This is a genomic window from Brevundimonas sp. FV1ps31S (genome assembly GCF_058681265.1).
Genome location: NZ_CM178735.1, coordinates 3,439,920 through 3,455,424 on the forward strand (window position 1 = coordinate 3,439,920; position 15,505 = coordinate 3,455,424).

Below are 15,505 nucleotides of genomic sequence, written 5' to 3' on the forward strand. Positions count from 1 at the left end.
CTGTCGACCTTGACGATGAAATGGCCAATGTCGCCTTCAAGCCCTTGGATTAGGCTCGAATTTACCTTGGCCTCAGCCGCGAGAAATGCGGCGCTCGTCTATCGAAACGAGGATTGTACCAGGGGTCGGGACACACCTTTTCGCCCCACCGCGTCCAGATGCGGTTCGCCGCGTCGCCGGCGATGCGGACGTCCTCCGCCTTGTCGAGGGTTCGTGTCCGCGACTCGAGATGATGAAGCGTGGCGAAAGGCGAATACAGCACTTTCAAACCCAGATCCGACGCCTTGAAACAGAGGTCCACGTCATTGGCCTCTACCTGAAATCTCGCGGCGTCGAATCCGCCGATGCGGCGGAATACGTCGCGCCGAACCGCCATACAGGCGCCTGTGACGGCGATGGTCCTGTGGACCAGCGCGTTTCGGCCCAAATAGCCGGGGTCGGACCCAAGATCGCCCAATCCGTCATGCGACAGGAAGCGTTGGCGTTCATCCAGCCCCAGAAAGCCGGTGTGTTGCAGGGCGCCATCCTCATAGACCAGGCGGCATCCGACCACGCCGACGTCGTCCCGCATCGCCAAGGACGCCAGTTCGTCGATCCAGTCCGGACTGATCACCAGGGTGTCATTGTTGAGAAAAATCAGGACGTCATCGTTCGATCCGTGGGCCGCGAGGTTATTCATCAGCGCCCAGTTGAAGGGGCCCGAATAGCGGCCCACCTCGACCGCCTCATGCTTGCCGACCGCCTCAAGATAGGCCTGGCATTCCGTTTCCGTACTGTCATGGTCGATGATGTGGATGCGCGTTCGCGTGCGGTTGTGAGGCAAGGCGGCCAGAAGGCTGTCCACGCAGGGCCGCAGCAGGTCGATCCTGTCGCGGGTAGGCACGATAATCCGTGCGCTGGGGTCGCAAGCCGTGCGCCAGCGCACCCTGCACGCTCCCTCGACGACCGCCCCCAGTACATCACTATGAGGTTCAACCGTGACGCCCCCCCCAAGTCGATCCACCACGATCCGCCTCCAGGCTTCAACGTCCAGATCCGACGAGGGGAGGGAATGAGTGTAGAGCACTTCGGGCGTATGGGCGATCGCCGCCCCGCCGCAGGCGAGGGCGAGAACGGCCGATTGCGCAAGAAGCCCTGGGCTCGCCCCGTCATCGTCGGTCGCCGACACAGCCGGCCACTGCGCGTGTGAAAACGCCACGAATGACCCGAGGTAGGGTGTTTGCAACAGGAGATCATAGTCGAACGACGGTTTCAGCCGCGGCCTGGCGTGGGCGCGGTTTCGCCAGTCTCTCAAATCGTCTTGCACGAAGGCGTCGTCGTCGCAGTAGACGGCCGCTGGCGGCGTTTCGCGCCCGAACGGCGCGGCCATGCACCGCAAGGCGTCCGGGTGCGCCACGCCCGTGGCGTCCATCAGCTGGATGACCTTCACGTCGAGAGGAAGCGGGACGCCCCCCCGCCAGGAGGGGTCGGTATCCACGACCCGGTAGTCGATCCGCAGCGTCCGGCGCCAACGCACCCGCGCTAGAAGATCCTGGAGAAAGGCGAGGTCGCGTTGAAGGACGCCGATGACCACTGAAAAGTCCGTGTGGCTCTGTTCCACAAGGCTCCAGACTGCATCTTCGAGCGCTGGCTGCGGCCTGCCGACCGCGTCCACCAGGACGAGCGTCGGCATGTCCCATGTCACGTCCGGCGCGAGCGAGGCTGACCTTATCCAGACGTCGTAGTAGTCGCCCCATCTTCCGATGGAACAACTGGCGGATTGCAGGCTGTGCGGCAGCCGCTCGGCCAGGCCCTCGACGGCGTTTCTAAGCCTGTCGACTTCCAGCCGCAGCGCCGCCAGGACATCGGGGTCCGGCGAGGTGAGATCCGCGAACACGTCGGTCAGGATCAGCCTGGACGCGGCGTCACGCACCACGATCCGGGTCCGGCCCGTCAGTGATCGCGGCAGCTCGAACTGAAACCCCTCGAACCCCCTAGAAGTCAGACGGACGGCCGCATCGTGTCGATAAAGGCCCGTGGTCGCGCGCCCGAGGAAGCGTCCATCCGCCCAAATCTCCAGATCAAGGGGCGCGTTCGGGGTGGTCGTCGAGCGCGCCCAGCCTGTCAGCGTGTGACCGGTCGGAACATCGGTGAGGGCCTGCAGCCGACTGGCCGCGACCAGGGCGTCGTAGCTGGATCGGACGCCGGGTTCATCCTCCGCCAGCAGATCGCGTTTGAAACCGGCTTTGGCAAGCAGAACGGCATAGGCTTGCAGATAGCTGACGGCCGAGTTCAGCTTCTTTCTGGCGCGCGCACCGAGTTCGAGCCGCCGTGCGGCCCAATCCAAGGCTTCCGTCGGCGGGGCCTCCAGACTGGTCAGCGGGACGTGTCCGGTCTTCAGTGGCCCGATGTTGACGGCGCGAAACTCTTGGCTCCGTAGAATGGAGCCGACCAGATCGACCACCTTCTGGGGCGGATCGGAGCGCCAGGTGACCAGATCCTCGTGGTCGCGGCGCAACAGCAGTCGGTAAGCTTGAACGACGTCGTTTTCGGTCGCGGTGTCCTCTGGAGGGGGCAGCCCTTCGCTCACGGCCGGGATCCTGTAGTTCTCACAAGTGGGTTGGGCTAGGCTAAGCCGTTGAATCCCGCAACCCCGCGCGTCCCCTTGCTTGACAGATGTTTCTTGGTCAGAAGTCCCCGATACGGAGACCTCGCACCATGAAAAAGGCTTATGTCGTCCTCGGAATGCACCGCAGCGGCACATCCTCTGTGGCGGGGGTGCTGGCGCTCCTGGGCGCTGCGGCGCCAAAAAACCTGATGGGGCCTGCCGAAGACAACCCCAAGGGCTTTTGGGAGAGCTACGCCGTCAGCGATCTGAACGATCGGATATTGGCGACGGGCGATTCCAGCTGGTCCGACTGGCGGGCTTTCCCGCAAGACCTGTCGACCCCCTTCCAGAACGAGGGCGTCCGCGTGCTCCAGTCCGAGTTCGATGGCGCCGAAACGATCGTGCTGAAGGATCCGCGCATATGCCGGCTCTATTCGTTCTGGCGGAACGTGCTTGGGCAGGCAGGTTTTTCCCCCATCCTCGTCTCTCCCATCCGTCATCCCGCCGAAGTCCAGGCGTCCCTGACCAATCGCAACGGCATGGCTGCGGCGGACGCAATCCAGCTTTGGCTGCGTCATGTCCTGGATGCGGAGCGCTTCAGCCGCGGTCAGCACCGGATTTTCATGCTCTGGTCGGACTTTTTGGAGGATTGGCGGTCTCAACTTGCCCGCCTTGAGGCGCTGGAACCTTCAGACCTTCCGTTAAACGACCCCAAGATGGCCGGTCGGATATCCGAATTTCTGTCTCGTGATCTGTATCATCATCGAAACAGTGACGATGACGCCTCGTCGTCACTGGACCGCGAGGTTTTCGCCACCCTGAGCGCCATGGCGCGCGAGGGTGAGACGCCCGTATTGCTGGACCGGATCGACGCCCAACGACGACGCTTCGACAGTGTTTAAAGGTTATTGAGACAGTCCTGCGACCGCGCTTCGCACGTGACACCCGCCCCATCCCCCGCTATCTCGCGCCGGTGATGAACGAAACAGAACGCCAGTCCGAGGAACGCAGTTGGGAAACGGCGAAGACGCTCGCCGAAGCCCTGCCGTATATCCAGGTTTACGACCGCGAGACCGTGGTCATCAAATACGGCGGCCACGCCATGGGCGAGAGCGCCGTCGCGCGTCAGTTCGCGGCCGATGTCGTGCTGCTGAAGCTGATGGGGGTGAACCCGGTCGTGGTGCACGGCGGCGGGCCGCAGATCAGCGCCATGCTGGAGAAGGCGGGGGTCAAGTCCAGCTTCGTCGACGGCTTGCGGGTCACGGATCCGGCGACGATGGAGGTCGCCGAAATGGTGCTGTCGGGCGCGGTGAACAAAGAGATCGCCCACTGGATCACCATGGCCGGCAAGGAGGCGGACGTGCGCGGCGTCGGCCTGTCGGGCAAGGACGCCGGTCTGCTGACGGTCGAGAAGACCCGTCGCACCAAGCGCGACCCCGACAGCATGATCGAGCACGAAGTGGACCTGGGCTATGTCGGCGAGCCGACCAAGGTCGACCCCAAGCTGATCAAGGGGCTGATCGCGTCGGAGACCGAGGACTGGGTCCCGGTCATCGCCCCGATCGGGGTGGCCGAGGACGGCCAGACCTATAACGTCAACGCCGACACCGTGGCAGGGGCCATCGCTGGATCCCTGGGCGCCAAGCGGATGCTGCTGCTGACCGACGTGCCGGGGGTCAAGGGCGCGAATGGCGAGATCATTCGCCAGATGACGCTGGACGAGGCGCAAGGCCTGATCGACACCGGCGTCGCCTCGGGCGGCATGATCCCCAAGCTGGAGACGGCCATGGCGGCCGTGCGCGCCGGGGTCGAGGCCGTGGTCATTCTGGACGGCCGTCGGCCCCACGCCATGCTGGTCGAGCTGTTCACCGAGTTCGGCGCCGGCACCCTGGTGAAGGCGTCTTGATCGACCTGTCGCACGTCAACGCCTGGGTGTTCGACATGGACGACACCCTGTATCCGCGCGAGCAGGGGCTGATGTCCTTGGTCCAGGCGCGGATCAACGCCTATGTGGTCGAGGCGGTCGGCTTGGCCCCCCAGGAGGCGCGGCTGCTGCAGCGCCAGTTCCTGGACGAGCACGGCACCACCCTGGCCGGGCTGATGGCCAACTACACTATCGATCCGGAGGACTTCCTGAACGTGGTCCACGACGTGCCTTTGGACGGGGTGGAGCCCAATCCGCGTCTGGCCGAACGGCTGAAGAGCCTGCCGGGGCGCTGTTTCGTCTTCACCAACGGCGCGCGGGACTATGCGCATCGGGTGCTGAACCGGATCGGGATCGCCGACTGTTTCGAGGGCGTCTTCGCCATCGAGGACGGCGACCTGACGCCCAAGCCGGCGCCGTCGGCCTTTCGTCGCATGATCGAGCGGTTCGGTTTCGAGCCGCGCTGCGCCGCCTTCTTCGAGGACACCCCGAAGAATCTGGAGCCGGCCAAGGCTCTGGGCATGGCGACCATCCTGATCGGCGACGGCCATGGCAAACCGCTCGGCGACCATATCGACCATGTGGCCCCCGATCTTCTCGACTTCCTCAACGCCCTGACCTTCAAGGACGAAGCCGCATGACCGACCTGTCGCATCTCGAATCCGTCATCGAGGCCGCCTGGGAAGAGCGCGCGGACGTCTCGGCCGCCACCCATGGCGACGTGCGCGACGCGGTCGAGACCGCCCTGGCCCTGCTGGACGCCGGCCAGGCGCGTGTCGCCTCGCGCGGAGAGGACGGGGTCTGGACTACGCATCAATGGCTGAAGAAGGCGGTGCTGCTGTCCTTCCGCCTGAACGACAACCAGATCATGCGCGCCGGCGACCGCGGCCCGACCAGCCACGCCCCGGGCGTCGGCCCCTATTGGGACAAGGTGCCCAACAAGTTCGGCGACTGGGCCGCCGCCGACTATCAGGCCGCCGGCTTCCGCTCGGTGCCCGGCGCCATCGTCCGCCAGGGCGCTTACATCGCCAAGAATGTCGTGCTGATGCCCTCGTTCGTGAACATCGGCGCCTTCGTCGACGAGGGGTCGATGGTCGACGCCTGGGCCACCGTGGGATCCTGCGCCCAGATCGGCAAGAATGTGCACCTGTCGGGCGGCGCGGGCATCGGCGGGGTGCTGGAGCCGCTTCAGGCCAATCCGACCATTATCGAGGACGGCTGTTTCATCGGCGCCCGAGCCGAAGTCGCTGAAGGCGTGATCGTGCGCGAGGGCGCGGTCCTGGCCATGGGCGTCTATCTGTCGGGCTCGACCAAGATTGTCGACCGCGCCACGGGCGAGGTCTTCCGGGGCGAGGTGCCGGCCTATTCGGTCGTGGTGCCGGGCGCCTTGCCGGACCCCAAGGGGGGCCCGTCCCTGTACTGCGCCGTCATCGTCAAGCGGGTGGACGCCCAGACGCGGGCCAAGACCGGCGTCAACGAACTGCTGCGCGACTGATCAGGCGGCGACGCGGGCGGGCTGGAGCTGCGGTGCATCGAATGTGGCGCAAAGGGTGAAGGTCGATCCCTGGCCGGGGATCGACGTCACCGTGATCTCGCCGCCCATCAGGGCGGCCAGACGCTGACAGATGCTGAGCCCCAAGCCTGTGCCACCGAACTTGCGCGTTGACGAGCCGTCCACCTGTGAGAAGGGCTGGAACAGGCGGTCAAGATCCGCCGGCGCGATGCCGATGCCGGAATCGACCACGCAGAGGCGCAGCCCCACGCGGCCGTCGTTGCGCGCCTCGCCTTCCAGGATCAGCCGGACCTCGCCCTTGGGCGTGAACTTGATCGCATTGGCGAGAAGGTTGTGCGTCACCTGGGCCAGGCGCAGGGGGTCCAGCCGAAGAACTGGCGGCAGGGCCCCGCGCGTCTCGGTCACGAAGGTCAGACCGCGCGCCTCGGCCTGCGCCCGGAATGGACCGGTCAGGCGGGTCATCAGCGTGTCGGTCTCGACGTCGGCAAGGTCCAGCTCCATCTTGCCGGCCTCGATCTTGGTGATGTCGAGGATGTCGTTCAGCAGCACCATCAGCCCCTCGCCCGAGTTGCGGATCACGCCGACGAACTCCTTTTGACGATCGTCCAGGGCTGACATCTGCAACAGCTGCGCGGCGCCCAGCACCCCATTCATCGGCGTGCGCAACTCGTGCGAAATAACGCCCAGGAAGCTGGACTTGGCGGCGTTGGCTGCGTCGGCCCGGTCACGCGCGGTCTTCAGTTCGTCGATCAGTTCGGCCTGACGCCGGTTCACCGCCTCGAGGTCACCATCCTTCATCTGGGTGATCACCACCTTGATCACCAGGGCCAGGGCCAGGACGGGCACCATGCTGAGTATGACCCAGAAGCCGGAGCCGCCCCACAGGCTGATCAGCAGCAGGATCGTCACGATGGAATAGGGGGCCGAGACGATCAAGGCTTCTCGCGGCGCGGCGCGCATCTGGGTGAAGACCAGCACGTAACCCGCCATCAGAAGACCTAGGCCCAACGGCGCCCCGCTGGCGCCGCCATGGATGAAGGCCAGCAACGGCGCGGCCGCCCAGGCGACGCAGGACAGGGTCGCGGTCGTCAGCTTGATGCGGTCGTGCAGTCGGCTATCCGACAGGATCAGGCGGCGTTCGACGAAGGTTCGCACCATGCCGATGACCGTCGCGACGCAGAACCATGCCACGGCGCCACGCCAGCCTGTAACCGTGCCCAAGGCCAAGGCCCAACTGGCGATCAGCAGGTAACGCATATAGCCCGCAGCGATTACGTGTTGCAGAATCGAGCGGTTTGAGGCGCGTTGGGGTTGGATCATCGCGATGCCCTCCAAGGTCGGAGGAGCAACTTCCGCGAGCGTCAACTAAGATACTGTTAAAGCTAGACTTTATATGCGACTTGTGTCCGGTACCGTATTTTCGAGGTGACGAGAATGGTGGAGGCGGTCTGAAAGACCGCCTCCACCAAGGGTCAGGCGGCGCTCTTCATCGCGTCAGCGTTGACGGCGGCGTCGGCGATGCCGGTCAGGTCTTCATCGGTCTGGGATTCTTCCTGCAGGGTTTCGTCCAGCAAAGCGGCTGCGTCCTTCATGCCCAGCACCAGGGCCCAGCGCTTCAGGGTGCCGTACCGGGTGATCTCATAGTGTTCCACGGCCTGGGCGGCAGCCAGCAGGCCGGCGTCGAGGGCGGGGTTGTCCTTGTATTCTTCCATGATCTCGTCGCCCTCGGCCAGGATGCCTTCGATGGCGTCGCAGGTCTTGCCGCGCGGGGCCTTGCCGAGGATCTCAAACACCTGCTGGAGGCGTTCGATCTGGCCTTCGGTCTGATCCTTGTGCTTTTCGAAGGCCGCCTTCAGCTCGGGCGACTGAGCGGCGCGGGCCATCTTGGGCAGGGATTTCAGGATCTTGCGCTCGGCGTAATAGATGTCCTTGAGCGTGTCGTGGAACAGGGTGTCGAGGGTTTTCTCGGCCATGGTCGTATCTCGCAAAATGTGATGGGGCGCGGGGGCGCACCCCATCACAAGCGATCAGACCGGCTTCCGTTCCTGTGTCCGAATCCGGGCTTAGGCCTGGAGCGCGCGCTTCAGATCCGGCGGCGTGGCCTCGTCTGTCAGGATACGGATGGCTTCCTCGACCGTGACCACCGTCTGTTCCTGGGAGCCCAGGCGGCGGATGGCGACCATGCCCTCTTCGGCCTCCTTGCGGCCGACCACGGCGATGACCGGCACCTTGCCGACCGAGTGTTCGCGGACCTTGTAGCCGACCTTCTCGTTGCGGAGATCGATCTCGGTGCGCAGGCCGGCGGCCTTGAACTTGGCCATCACGTCGCGGGCGTAGTCGTCGGCGTCCGAGGTGATGGTCGCCACCACGGCCTGGGTCGGGGCCAGCCACAGGGGGAAGGCGCCGGCGTAGTTCTCGATCATGATGCCGATGAACCGCTCGAAGCTGCCCAGAATCGCCCGGTGCAGCATGACCGGCCGGTGCTTCTGGCCGTCCTCGGCGATATAGGTCGCGTTCAGCCGTTCCGGCAGGACATAGTCCAGCTGGATCGTGCCGCAGGTCCATTCGCGGCCGATGGCGTCCTTGACGATGAAGTCCAGCTTGGGCGCGTAGAAGGCGCCGTCGCCCTCGGTCACCACCGGCTCGGTCCCGGCGGCGCGGGCGGCTTCGGCCATCAGGGCCTCGGCCTTGTCCCAGAACTCGTCCGAACCGGCGCGGTTCTCGGGCCGGGTGCCCAGGCTGATATAGGCCGTCTCCATGCCCAGGTCGGCGTGGACGCTGCGGGCCAGTTTGATGAACTCGGCCGTCTCCTCGACGATCTGGTCCTCGCGGCAGAAGATGTGGGCGTCGTCCTGAGTGAAGCCGCGCACCCGCATCAGGCCGTGCAGCGAGCCGGACGGCTCATAGCGGTGGCAGGCGCCGAACTCGGCCATGCGCAGCGGCAGTTCGCGGTACGAGCGCTGGCCCTGGTCGAAGATCTGGACGTGGCCGGGGCAGTTCATCGGCTTGAGGCTGAGGGTCTCGCCCTCGACCGTCTCGCAGACGAACATGTTCGGGCGGTACTTGTCCCAGTGGCCGCTCTGTTCCCAGAATTTGCGGTCCAGCACCTGGGGCGTCTTGACCTCGACATAGCCGGCGGCGTCCAGGCGACGGCGCATATAGGCCTCCAGCACCCGCCACAGGATCCAGCCCTTAGGATGCCAGAAGACCATGCCCCGGCCCTCTTCCTGCATGTGGAAGAGTTCCATGGCCTTGCCGACCTTGCGGTGGTCGCGTTTCTCGGCCTCTTCCAGACGTTGCAGATAGGCGTCCAGATCTTCCTTGGTCGCCCAGGCGGTGCCGTAGATGCGCTGAAGCTGCTCGCGCTTGGAATCGCCGCGCCAATAGGCCCCGGCCAGCTTGGTCAGTTTGAACGCCTTGCCGACGTGGCGCGTCGAAGGGAAGTGCGGGCCCCGGCACAGGTCGATCCAGTCGCCCTGCTTGTACAGGGTGATGGTCTCGTTCTCGGGCAGGTCCTTGATCAGCTCGGCCTTGAACTTCTCGCCGCGCGCCTCGAAGAAGACGATGGCCTCGTCACGGTCCCAGACCTCGCGCTCGAACTTGGCGTCGCGATCAATGATCCGGCCCATCTCCTTCTCGATGGCGGCGAAATCGTCCGTCGAGAAGGGCTCGTCCCGATAGAAGTCATAATAGAAGCCGTCCTCAATGGCCGGGCCGATCGTGACCTGGGTGCCGGGGAACAGGGTCTGGACCGCCTCGGCCAGGACGTGGGCCGTGTCGTGGCGGATCGTATAGAGGGCGGCAGGATCGTCGCGCATGATCAGGCGGAAGTCGCCGCCCGTCTCCAGCACCCGGCCCATGTCGCGCTGCTCGCCGTTCAGCTCGGCCAGCACGGCCTTCTTGGCCAGGGACGGCGAGATCGAGGTCGCCACGTCGCGCGCCGTCGAACCGGCCGGATACTGACGCACCGCGCCGTCGGGGAATTTCAGATCGATCATGACTGTTCTTTTTCGTCGGTCTTCAGGGGCGGGACCGGGTCATAGCCCGAACCGCCGAAGGGATGGCATTTACAGAGGCGGCGCACGGTGAGCCATCCCCCCTTGACCGGTCCGTGCTGGATCAGGGCGTCGCGCCCGTAATCCGAACAGGTCGGCAGGAACCGGCACTGCTGGCCGATCAGGGGGGACAGCGTCAGCTTGTAGCCCCGATGGGCCGCGCGGACGCCGCGTTCATAGAGAGACATATGTCCCTTCGCCGGGGGCTGGATGGGTTCGCCGCGCTTATCCCCTGTCATCGCAGGGGGATCAACCGGTCAGAGCCCGTCAGGCCGCGCCGGCGAGACGAGTTCGCTCGGCCAGGGCCTGATGGACCGCCTCCAGCGTCGCCTCGACGGCCACCAGGGTCGAGGCGTGGCGGGCGGGATAGTCGGCGACCTGGCGCAGGAGGCGCAGATCCTCGAACCGGCCGACCGGGCCTTCGCCGCCGGATTTCAGCATGGCGACCATCGCGTCGCGGGCGTCGGCGATCTCCTCGCCCGAGGCGCCGATGACGGACTGGCCCAGAACACCCGCCGCCGCCTGACCCAGGGCGCAGGCCTTGACGTCCTGGGCGAAGCCGGCGACGCGGCCTTCATGATCCAGCGTCACATCGACGGTGGCGCGCGATCCACAAAGTTTGGCGACCCGCTCGCCGGTTCCCTCAGGCAAAGGCAGCCGCCCCGCATGAGGCAGGTTGGCCGCCAGCGTCAGAATGCGCGCGCTGTAGAGATCGTCGATCATGGCGGGAAGATAGGACGGGCGGCGGCGGGGCGAAAGCCTAGGCGCGCGGATGGGCCGCCGCATAGGCGTTCAACAGGCGCTCAGCGTCGACGCCGGTGTATTTCTGGGTCGTCGACAGGCTGGCGTGGCCCAGCAGTTCCTGGATCGAGCGCAGATCGGCGCCGGCGCCCAGCAGATGGGTCGCGAAACTGTGGCGCAGGGCGTGGGGGGTGGTGCGTTCGGGCAGGCCCAGCCGCCCGCGCAGTCGCTGGACCGAGGCCTGGACGTGACGCGGGCTGAGCGGCCCGCCGCGCCGGGCGCGGAACAGGGCGTCGGACGGTTGAAGCGGAAAGGGCTGGAGCGCCAGATAGGCATCCACCGCCGCGCGCACCGCCGGCAGAACCGGGACGATCCGGGTCTTTGATCCCTTGCCGATAACACGCAGCGTCTCGCCCAACGGGGCTTCGGCCCGGGTCAGGGACAGGCCCTCGGAGATCCGCAGACCGCAGCCGTAGAGCAGGGTCAGGACGGCGCGGTCGCGCGCGGCCTCCCAGGGTTCGGCGTCCGGATCGGCGTCGGGTTCGGCCAACAGGCCGCGCGCCTGATCCTCCGTCACCGGTCGAGGCAGGGACGGTTTGATCCGGGGCCCGCGCACCAGGGCCAGCTGGGGCGCGGGCGTGTCCAGCCTCCGGTCCAGAAAGGCGTGAAAGCCGCGAATGGCCGACAGGGTCTGGCTGAGGGACCGGGCCGCCAGGGGATGATCGCCGGATCGGCGGTCCGCCAGATGGGCGCGGACCTCGGCGGCGGTGACGGTTCCCAACGTCTTCAACGTCAGGGCCTCGCCGCGATGGCGTTCGAGGAAGGCGACATAGAGCCGGCCGATATGGCCGTAGGCCTCCAGGGTGCGGGGCGACAGTCGACGCTCGTGCGCCAGATGCTCGAGCCAGGCGAGCAGGGTCTCGGCGGCGGTCAGTTCAACACCGGCCATCGCTCAGCCATCCGCTCCACCACCCGGGCCAGGAAGGCGGCCAGTTCGCAGCCCATGGTGGGGGTGAAGCCCTCGGGTTCGGGCGAACCGAAGGCGCACAGGCAGGGACGGGGCGGTTCGCCCGGCGTCAGATGCGGCGCCATTCGGATCAGGGCGACGGACTTCACCTGATCGGCGGCCGCGCCGAACAGGTCCAGCCCCTCGAACGCCGGCCCCAGCCAGGTCAGGCCGTGTTCGCCTAGCAGATTGTCCACGGCGCCGGTCTCCAGCGAACGCCAGCCGAAGGGCACGCCGCCCGGCTTTTCCATGGCGATGGCGGCGCCGGCCAGGCCGAACCGGCCCTGGGCCGCCGCATCCAGACGGCGGGCCAGGTCGGAATGATTGCGGGCCTCCATCAGGTCCAGGGCGGCGACGTGGGTCTGGGTCTGGGCGGCGAAATTGGCGCGGGCGATAGTTTCCACCTCGCGCCGGGCGCCGGCCTCACGCTCGACCACCGCCTCGAGCCGCGTCAGGGCGGCGGCGCCGAACTCGAGCACATTACGACCGTGCGGACGCAGACCGATCTCTTCCAGCAGGGAGCGATCGTCCAGCAGGGTCTGGGGATGGGTCTGAAGCCAGCCGCGCACCTCGGGCCAATGCAGGCCGTCGCCGAGGTGGGGGACCGGCTCCGCCTCGGAGGTTTCGAAAAGGTCCAATGAGCCGCTCAAACAGACCTCTCCGTGACGCGCGATTTACAGGATGGACTGACCGGTCTTGGCCCAGTCCGCCACGAAGGCATCAAGACCTCTGTCGGTTAACGGGTGCTTTACCAGAGCCTTGAATGTGTCAGCGCCGAAGGTTGCGGCGTCCGATCCGGCGACGGCGGCGGCGGCTACATGGGCGACGTTGCGCAGCGAGGCGGCCAGGATCTGGGTCTCGAAACCGTGTACGTCATACAGGACGCGGATTTCCTCCAGCAGGGCGATGCCGTCGGCGCCATTGTCTTCCAGCCGGCCGACGAAGGGCGAGACGAAGGTGGCGCCGGCCTTGGCGGCCAGCAGCGCCTGGGCGGCCGAGAAGCACAGGGTGACGTTGGTCTTGATGCCCTTGTCGGTGAAGACGCGGCAGGCGCGCAGGCCGTCCCAGGTCAGGGGCAGTTTCACGACCACGTTCGGGGCGATGGCGGCGAGCTTGTCGCCCTCCTTGACCATGGTCTCGAAATCGAGCGAGACGGCCTCGGCGGAAATCGGCCCCTCGACGAGGGCGCAAATCTCGGCGATGACCTCGGCGATGTTCCGACCCGACTTGGCGATCAGCGACGGATTGGTGGTGACGCCGTCCACCATGCCGGTGGGGACCATGTCCTTGATGACGGCGACGTCGGCGGTATCGAGAAAGAGTTTCATGAGTTTGGCTTTTAGCGGCGTGGAGATCGAGACGCGAGCCAAATCCTCCCCTATCGGGGGAGGGGGACCGCGGAGCGGTGGAGGGGGCCTGCCCGCGCGCAGGCGCTCCACGCTCCACACCCAGTCAGCCCTTGCCCCATCCACCACCCTTCGGGCGGTCCCCCTCCCCCAATGGGGGAGGATCGCATGAAAGTCGCCTCGGTCCTCATTCCCCTGCCCGTGCCGGAAGCCTTCGATTATGAAGTTCCCGAGACGCTGAGCCTGGCGCGCGGCGATCAGGTCGCCGTGCCGCTGGGGCCTCGGCTAATCCGGGGCGTGGTGGCCGAGGTGTTCGAGACCACCGGGTCCAACCGGCGGCTGAAATCGGTCGAGTCGAGACTGGACGACCCTGCGCTACCGGCCGGAGTGATGGACTTCGTCGAATGGGCCGGGCGTTGGACCCTGTCCCCGCCCGGCGAGATGGCGGCGACCGCGCTGAAGGGACTGCGCGCGCCGCGTCCCCGGCCGGAACGTCGGGTGCGGCGGGTCGGCGACCGCCAGCCGGCGCGCGCCACCCCGGCCCGGACGGGCGTGCTGGAAGCCTTGGGCGACCGCTCCATGGCGGGCGCCGATCTGGCGCGCGCCGCCGGCGTGTCGTCGGGGGTGATCAAGGGCCTGATCGACGAGGGCGTTCTGGAAATCATCGAGATCGCGGCGGAGGCGGCGTTCGACCGGCCCGACCCCGACCATGCGCCGGCGACCCTGAACGGCGACCAGGCGGCGGCGGCTTCGGCCCTGGCGGCGGGCGTGACCGGCGGCGGTTTCCGGCCCTTCCTACTGGACGGGGTCACGGGGTCGGGCAAGACCGAGGCCTATCTGGAGGCGATCGCGCGGGTGCTGCGGGCCGATCCGGCGGCGCAGATTCTGATCCTTCTGCCCGAGATCGCCCTGACCCAGGCCCTGATCGAACGGATCACGGCCCGGTTCGGCGCCGCCCCCGCCGAATGGCATTCCGGCGTCGCCCCGCCCCGCCGCCGTCAGGTGTGGGAGGCGGTGGTCGCCGGCCGGTGCAATATCGTGGTCGGCGCCCGCTCGGCCCTGTTCCTGCCCTTCGTCAATCTGCGGCTGATCGTGGTGGACGAGGAGCACGACAGTTCGTTCAAACAGGAAGAGGGTCTGGTCTATCACGGGCGGGATCTGGCGGTGGCGCGGGCGCGGATCGAGGGGGCGGCGGTGGTTCTGGCCTCGGCCACGCCGTCGCTGGAGACCCTGTGGAACGCCCAGGCCGGGCGGTATGACTGGCTGAAGCTGGGCGCGCGTCACGGGGTGGCGGTGATGCCCGATATCGAACTGCTGGACCTGCGCCAGCACACCCCCGATCCCCAGACCTGGCTGTCCCAACCCCTGCGTACGGCGGTGGGCGAGACCCTGGCGCGGGGCGAGCAGACCCTGTTATTCCTGAACCGGCGCGGCTATGCGCCCGTCGTCCTGTGCCGCGTCTGTGGGCACCGGCTGACTGCGCCGGACACCGACAGCTGGCTGGTCGAGCACCGGTACACCGGCCGTCTGGTCTGTCACCTGACCGGCTTCTCCATGGCGCGGCCGAAACTGTGCCCCTCGTGCGGGGCCGAGGACTCCCTGGTCTCGGTCGGCCCCGGCGTCGAACGGGTCGAGGAGGAGGTGCGCCAGCTGTTCCCCGAGGCGCAGGCGGCGGTGTTCAGCTCTGACACTGTGCCCGACGCCAAGTCTGCGCGGGCCTTGATCCAGCGGATGACGGACGGCGAGATCGACATCCTGGTCGCGACCCAGGCCGCCGCCAAGGGCCACAACTTCCCGCGCCTGACCCTGGTCGGGGTGGTGGATGCGGACCTGGGCTTGCGGGGCGGCGACCTGCGGGCGGCCGAGCGGACCTATCAGCTTTTGGCGCAGGCGACGGGGCGAGCGGGTCGCGCCGACCGACCGGGGCGGGCCATTTTGCAGACCTGGACCCCCGAACATCCGGTGCTTCAGGCCCTGGCGGCGGGCGACCGCGACGCGTTCGTCGAGGCTGAAATGGCCGAACGGGAAGCCGCCGCCCTGCCCCCGTTCGGCCGGTTGGCGGCGATCATCCTGTCCAGCGAGAATGCGGCGGCGGTGGAAAAGGTCGCCGCCGACCTGGCCCAGGCCATTCCCAACGCGGAACGGCTGGAGGTCTATGGCCCCGCCGACGCGCCCCTGGCCCTGGTGCGGGGACGGCGACGCAAGCGGCTGCTGGTGCGGGCCGACCGCGACGTCAACCTTCAGGCGTTTATGCGCGCCTGGCTGGCGCGGGTGAAGATCCCCGCCTCGGTCCGCCTGACAGTGGATGTCGATCCCTACTCCTTCCTCTGAGC

The 15,505-nt window shown here is 66.9% G+C and carries 14 protein-coding genes; 5 read left to right on the forward strand and 9 right to left on the reverse strand.

All coding sequences use genetic code 11. The features are described 5' to 3' along the window. Window positions 1-61: 61 nt before the first annotated feature. Window positions 62-2,743 carry a glycosyltransferase gene (locus ACVPT3_RS16505; protein ID WP_492041922.1) on the reverse strand — a complete coding sequence of 894 codons (2,682 nt, stop codon included), beginning with the start codon at window positions 2,741-2,743 and terminating at the stop codon, window positions 62-64. On the opposite strand from ACVPT3_RS16505, the gene ACVPT3_RS16510 reads away from it, so the two are divergent. The 4 genes from ACVPT3_RS16510 (at window position 2,698) to dapD (ending at window position 6,006) form a co-directional block, all read left to right on the forward strand. Next, window positions 2,698-3,489, forward strand: a complete 792-nt coding sequence (locus ACVPT3_RS16510) for a sulfotransferase family protein (RefSeq protein WP_492041923.1) — start codon at window positions 2,698-2,700, stop codon at window positions 3,487-3,489. The genes ACVPT3_RS16505 and ACVPT3_RS16510 overlap by 46 nt on opposite strands. Before the next feature lie 74 nt (window positions 3,490-3,563). Continuing rightward, complete coding sequence (gene argB / locus ACVPT3_RS16515; RefSeq protein ID WP_299175282.1) at window positions 3,564-4,493, forward strand: acetylglutamate kinase; 930 nt, start codon at window positions 3,564-3,566, stop codon at window positions 4,491-4,493. Then, a complete protein-coding gene (locus ACVPT3_RS16520; protein WP_492041924.1) occupies window positions 4,490-5,152 on the forward strand; it encodes a pyrimidine 5'-nucleotidase in 663 nt (220 codons plus the stop codon). The genes argB and ACVPT3_RS16520 overlap by 4 nt, the downstream gene beginning before the upstream one ends. Further along, a complete protein-coding gene (dapD, locus tag ACVPT3_RS16525; RefSeq protein ID WP_492026992.1) occupies window positions 5,149-6,006 on the forward strand; it encodes a 2,3,4,5-tetrahydropyridine-2,6-dicarboxylate N-succinyltransferase in 858 nt (285 codons plus the stop codon). The genes ACVPT3_RS16520 and dapD overlap by 4 nt, the downstream gene beginning before the upstream one ends. Here the strand turns inward: dapD and ACVPT3_RS16530 are convergent, their stop codons facing one another. The 8 genes from ACVPT3_RS16530 to fsa all read right to left on the reverse strand — a co-directional run bounded on the left by ACVPT3_RS16530 (window position 6,007) and on the right by fsa (window position 13,154). After that, window positions 6,007-7,344 carry a sensor histidine kinase gene (locus ACVPT3_RS16530; RefSeq protein ID WP_492041925.1) on the reverse strand — a complete coding sequence of 446 codons (1,338 nt, stop codon included), beginning with the start codon at window positions 7,342-7,344 and terminating at the stop codon, window positions 6,007-6,009. It abuts the gene before it with no gap. A 152-nt stretch (window positions 7,345-7,496) separates the two neighbouring features. Next, window positions 7,497-7,997 carry a YciE/YciF ferroxidase family protein gene (locus tag ACVPT3_RS16535; protein WP_492041926.1) on the reverse strand — a complete coding sequence of 167 codons (501 nt, stop codon included), beginning with the start codon at window positions 7,995-7,997 and terminating at the stop codon, window positions 7,497-7,499. A 90-nt stretch (window positions 7,998-8,087) separates the two neighbouring features. Then, complete coding sequence (thrS, locus tag ACVPT3_RS16540) at window positions 8,088-10,022, reverse strand: threonine--tRNA ligase (protein ID WP_492041927.1); 1,935 nt, start codon at window positions 10,020-10,022, stop codon at window positions 8,088-8,090. Further along, complete coding sequence (gene yidD / locus ACVPT3_RS16545) at window positions 10,019-10,267, reverse strand: membrane protein insertion efficiency factor YidD (RefSeq protein WP_035305826.1); 249 nt, start codon at window positions 10,265-10,267, stop codon at window positions 10,019-10,021. Before yidD ends, thrS begins: the two co-directional genes overlap by 4 nt. A gap of 79 nt (window positions 10,268-10,346) precedes the next feature. Beyond that, window positions 10,347-10,802 carry an iron-sulfur cluster assembly scaffold protein gene (locus ACVPT3_RS16550; RefSeq protein WP_492041928.1) on the reverse strand — a complete coding sequence of 152 codons (456 nt, stop codon included), beginning with the start codon at window positions 10,800-10,802 and terminating at the stop codon, window positions 10,347-10,349. A 37-nt stretch (window positions 10,803-10,839) separates the two neighbouring features. Further along, a complete protein-coding gene (locus tag ACVPT3_RS16555) occupies window positions 10,840-11,769 on the reverse strand; it encodes a tyrosine recombinase XerC (RefSeq protein ID WP_492041929.1) in 930 nt (309 codons plus the stop codon). After that, window positions 11,751-12,464, reverse strand: a complete 714-nt coding sequence (locus tag ACVPT3_RS16560; RefSeq protein WP_492041930.1) for a DUF484 family protein — start codon at window positions 12,462-12,464, stop codon at window positions 11,751-11,753. The genes ACVPT3_RS16555 and ACVPT3_RS16560 overlap by 19 nt, the downstream gene beginning before the upstream one ends. Window positions 12,465-12,500: 36 nt before the next feature. After that, the gene (fsa, locus tag ACVPT3_RS16565; RefSeq protein ID WP_271165077.1) at window positions 12,501-13,154 is read right to left on the reverse strand and encodes a fructose-6-phosphate aldolase; all 654 of its coding nucleotides are present in this window, start codon (window positions 13,152-13,154) and stop codon (window positions 12,501-12,503) included. Between the two features lie 186 nt (window positions 13,155-13,340). Between fsa and ACVPT3_RS16570 the strand changes: the two genes are divergently transcribed. After that, window positions 13,341-15,503: a primosomal protein N' gene (locus ACVPT3_RS16570; protein WP_492041931.1), complete on the forward strand. Its 2,163-nt coding sequence runs from the start codon at window positions 13,341-13,343 to the stop codon at window positions 15,501-15,503. The last annotated feature ends 2 nt before the right edge of the window (window positions 15,504-15,505 follow it).

What these genes read in the sequence shown, in the direction of transcription:
- ACVPT3_RS16530 (WP_492041925.1), bottom strand. Translation starts at nt 7,344, where the DNA reads ATGATCCAACCCCAACGCGCCTCAAACCGCTCGATTCTGCAACACGTA.
- argB (WP_299175282.1), top strand. Translation starts at nt 3,564, where the DNA reads ATGAACGAAACAGAACGCCAGTCCGAGGAACGCAGTTGGGAAACGGCG.
- ACVPT3_RS16535 (WP_492041926.1), bottom strand. Translation starts at nt 7,997, where the DNA reads ATGGCCGAGAAAACCCTCGACACCCTGTTCCACGACACGCTCAAGGAC.
- ACVPT3_RS16510 (WP_492041923.1), top strand. Translation starts at nt 2,698, where the DNA reads ATGAAAAAGGCTTATGTCGTCCTCGGAATGCACCGCAGCGGCACATCC.
- ACVPT3_RS16505 (WP_492041922.1), bottom strand. Translation starts at nt 2,743, where the DNA reads ATGTGCCGCTGCGGTGCATTCCGAGGACGACATAAGCCTTTTTCATGG.
- fsa (WP_271165077.1), bottom strand. Translation starts at nt 13,154, where the DNA reads ATGAAACTCTTTCTCGATACCGCCGACGTCGCCGTCATCAAGGACATG.
- ACVPT3_RS16555 (WP_492041929.1), bottom strand. Translation starts at nt 11,769, where the DNA reads ATGGCCGGTGTTGAACTGACCGCCGCCGAGACCCTGCTCGCCTGGCTC.
- dapD (WP_492026992.1), top strand. Translation starts at nt 5,149, where the DNA reads ATGACCGACCTGTCGCATCTCGAATCCGTCATCGAGGCCGCCTGGGAA.
- yidD (WP_035305826.1), bottom strand. Translation starts at nt 10,267, where the DNA reads ATGTCTCTCTATGAACGCGGCGTCCGCGCGGCCCATCGGGGCTACAAG.
- thrS (WP_492041927.1), bottom strand. Translation starts at nt 10,022, where the DNA reads ATGATCGATCTGAAATTCCCCGACGGCGCGGTGCGTCAGTATCCGGCC.
- ACVPT3_RS16570 (WP_492041931.1), top strand. Translation starts at nt 13,341, where the DNA reads ATGAAAGTCGCCTCGGTCCTCATTCCCCTGCCCGTGCCGGAAGCCTTC.
- ACVPT3_RS16550 (WP_492041928.1), bottom strand. Translation starts at nt 10,802, where the DNA reads ATGATCGACGATCTCTACAGCGCGCGCATTCTGACGCTGGCGGCCAAC.